The sequence below is a fragment of the Candidatus Cloacimonadota bacterium genome, assembly GCA_020532355.1.
GTDB lineage: Bacteria > Cloacimonadota > Cloacimonadia > Cloacimonadales > Cloacimonadaceae > UBA5456.
Genome location: JAJBBD010000215.1, coordinates 1 through 3,313, shown reverse-complemented (window position 1 = coordinate 3,313; position 3,313 = coordinate 1). Strand labels below are relative to the sequence as shown.

The following is a 3,313-nucleotide window of genomic DNA, read 5'->3' as shown; positions in this document are numbered from 1 at the left end:
AGTAGTATATATTGATGTTATTAATGCATCGAAATTTCCAAAATACAATTATGAGCCAATGTTTTGTGTTTCCAAGAGCAGGTTCTCTAAGCAAACCAACTATGCAATAAACTACAATTACAGAGAGAGTTCATCATCACCTGTGGAGTTAACACCAGGTAAGAAAACATCCTATTATGTTGAGGTTTCCGAAGATTTACTAAAAGTCGTGAGGGATGATTATGATCATAGTTATGTCCAATTCAAAGTAAAGGACTCTCTTGGTAGGACATATCGTTCAAAGAAGATGAAGACAAACGAGTTGATTAGGGCCTGATGATGCAGTTAATTAAAGATAAGATTCGATCAATTTGTGCTAGGATGGCAAATGAGTTTTATTAGACCAAGAATCTCAGACCATTACAATGTCTCATTGCTTCAGAATGAGGTCGACTTTGCTATACCCTTTTTAGATGAAGATATTCCTTTATACGTCGATCCATTTTTACTTTGGAAGAGCCCATCTCAACAAGATAATGCCTTACATACACAAATTATCAGTACTTTCAACAGAATCGGAGAGTTGTTTGTTAAAGGCAAAGAGGATGAGGCAATATCGTTGTTAACAGCAATGTCCGAATGTAACGAAGTCGGTTTGGGATTATCAAAGTCTAGGACAGGAAAACAAATATCCTCATCTACATCTCGAAGTATTCTCTCACTCTACAATACAATCCCCAAAATCAGATCACATGGTTTTAATCACTTCGAGCAGGTTCAAATAATGGTGGAGGGAATTTCAAAAGACAGGATAAGTGATTTCACCTGCTCTCTGGTTAAATCATTCCTGATTGACTACACGATAGACCAATGCCACCAGATTGGGATACCAATATCAAAACAGAACATAACTCGCCTAGATTATACTTCTCTGAAGATTATCGAAGAATCTGTTAATCTACCTTTAAATCCGGTAGATCAGAAACCGCTCTTATTCGTTCCTAAAAGATGGCTCAGATATATACCATGGATTAATTATGAGGATTACTTCTCAAATCATTTTGTTCGTGACATCGATGGTACACAATCAGAACAAGATCGTATCAGTGTTCTTCACTACAATAGAGCTAACTACGATGCTGTTGAGAGCTATATTGTTCGAAAGGAAAGAAGTTCATCTGATTGCAAAAATGATCCTCTATTTAAGCAGATACCCATATTATCAGCTAAACGAGCCATAGCCAAGATTAAGAAAACACCTACGGGTAATAAAGACAATGCAGACAAGATATATGAAGATGCTATGGTCAATGTTCTTTCCTCTTTTTTGTATCCCCACCTTGATTTTGCCCAAGATCAGAGCAGGATTGAGTCTGGTACCCAGATAAGAGACCTGATATTCTACAATAACAGATCCTTCGACTTTCTGAAAGATATATACGATCAGTATGAGGCAAGGCAGATCGTTGTTGAGCTTAAGAATGTAGAATCGGTACAAAGAGATCATATAAATCAGCTAAATAGATACATGACAGATCAATTTGGTAGATTTGGAATCATCTTTACCCGGAATCCAGCACCAATAAATATACTAAAGAACACAATCGACCTATGGTCAGGACAGCGTAGATGCATTATCATACTGGACGATTCAGATCTTGGACTAATGTGCCAAGTATTCGAGAACAAGCAGCGCAATCCAATAGAAGTCATTAAAAAAAAGTATATTGAATTTACCCGGAAATGTCCAGGATAAGGAGATCAACTATGAAAAGTGAGAAACACATAGAGGAGTTTGAGAAAACCCTGAGCCAAATCGGAGCACTACACGATGAGATAAGCATTATATCCAAGAAAGCCCCAAATGATCTGCTCAACAAGTATAAGGTTGGCCTTGTAAACACAATCATATCACGAGCAAACAAGCTTCTCAGATCTGATCTGCTGCCGTTCTCTGATTTCAAAGCATTTGACGTTGATGAATTACCGTCAAACAGTGATGTTGTAGTAATGCTCAAGCAATATATGGCTTGTCTTGAAAAGGAGAGAGAGAATAGCATCAAAGTGAACTTTGGAGACTGGTACTGGGTGATTAACGGTAAAGAGACCAAATTGAAAACATACCCTCCCAAAAAGTTAGGTAAGGAAAAACTATGAAAACTAAACAAGTTGTTAAATCTATTACACATGCTGAGATAGCTGAGTATGAGCTGCTAGATGCTCACCTTGATAGTCTCATCGATACCGTAGAAGAGTTATCTAAAAAGAAACAAGACGAAGTAATGAATGCATTCAAGGTTACCAGTATCAATAAAGTATTAAAAAGGATTATCGAGTTGCTTGGCGATGACCCTTCAACTTCATTCGTTGAAGCTCTTGACGAATCATCTCTCCCAACGAATAGTGATGCTTTGCTTATTCTTAAGCAGTTCAAAACAGCACTTAGTAAATTCCATGCTTTAAGATATTCTCGAACAGAGTTAGGCTGGGACTGGAATGTGAAGGATTAGCTAGCCTAGTCCATCTTATCGATTCCTCATCCCCGAGTACCTCTTCAACACACCCAGTATCCCAGGCTGGATATGGCGTCCGAGTTGTTCTATACCCAGCCTGGTCTTGATATAGTAGCCATGTGGATTCATGCCGATGATGCTGATTGAGGCCAAGGCTTCCAGATAGACGAATACGAACTGCCTGCTTCTGCCAAAGTCTTTGGTTAGTTCTCTGACGGAGCGATAGCTTTTGTTTTCGATGATGTCCAGTAGCTTCATGGCAGTCTGGATGTCGTATTTCCATTTACAGCGGGGATCGGGAGCCATGCCTTGGGTGTAGCGGTTGGCTCGCACATAGAGTGAATTGCTGGGAGAGATACATCGCACTTTATCCGCCTTCGCCAGATCGCCCAGCAGGTGCTCGACTTCATGGATGTCGCTATCGAGCATGCCTGCCAGCATTCTGGGAGTGAAGGGCTGATTATACTTAGAGATCAGGTTGGAGACAGCTTCGAAGTTAAGCATAGTGTTTTCCTTTGCTCTGTGGTTTCTGTGATCCCTTGTTCGGCTTTGATGCTCGTTTCCAGCAGGTGTAGCATCTTCATGGCTTTGCGCAGATTCCCGCCACTGTTGAAATAGATCGTATTGATTTGCTCCGGACTCGCTTCCACTTCAAGCACTTCCCTGGCGATGGCAGTGATATCTTTCAGACTGGCTGATTCGAACTCGTAGAATGAATTGCAGCGGTCGAAGTAGTATTCATTGATCTGCGCCAGGCGATCTCTGGCATTTTGCATTCCCACCAGAATCACGATTGCCGCAGTATTATCCACAATATCCCT

6 protein-coding genes are annotated in these 3,313 nt (G+C 40.4%); 4 read left to right on the top strand and 2 right to left on the bottom strand.

All coding sequences use genetic code 11. From position 1 onward, the window contains the following. From LHW48_07370 to LHW48_07355, 4 genes are all read left to right on the top strand, one after another. Positions 1-316: hypothetical protein (locus tag LHW48_07370; GenBank protein ID MCB5260274.1), on the top strand; the 316-nt coding region annotated here is incomplete at its 5' end. 51 nt (positions 317-367) lie between these two features. Further along, positions 368-1,735: a hypothetical protein gene (locus tag LHW48_07365; protein MCB5260273.1), complete on the top strand. Its 1,368-nt coding sequence runs from the start codon at positions 368-370 to the stop codon at positions 1,733-1,735. 11 nt (positions 1,736-1,746) lie between these two features. Further along, entirely contained in the window at positions 1,747-2,136 is a 390-nt protein-coding gene (locus LHW48_07360) for a hypothetical protein (protein ID MCB5260272.1), read from the top strand. Then, the gene (locus tag LHW48_07355) at positions 2,133-2,489 is read left to right on the top strand and encodes a hypothetical protein (GenBank protein MCB5260271.1); all 357 of its coding nucleotides are present in this window, start codon (positions 2,133-2,135) and stop codon (positions 2,487-2,489) included. Before LHW48_07360 ends, LHW48_07355 begins: the two co-directional genes overlap by 4 nt. Before the next feature lie 15 nt (positions 2,490-2,504). Here LHW48_07355 and LHW48_07350 read toward each other — a convergent pair whose 3' ends face one another. Next, complete coding sequence (locus LHW48_07350) at positions 2,505-2,996, bottom strand: hypothetical protein (protein ID MCB5260270.1); 492 nt, start codon at positions 2,994-2,996, stop codon at positions 2,505-2,507. Next, on the bottom strand, positions 2,966-3,313 hold a 348-nt coding region (locus tag LHW48_07345), incomplete at its 5' end, for a hypothetical protein (protein MCB5260269.1). The genes LHW48_07350 and LHW48_07345, both read right to left, overlap by 31 nt.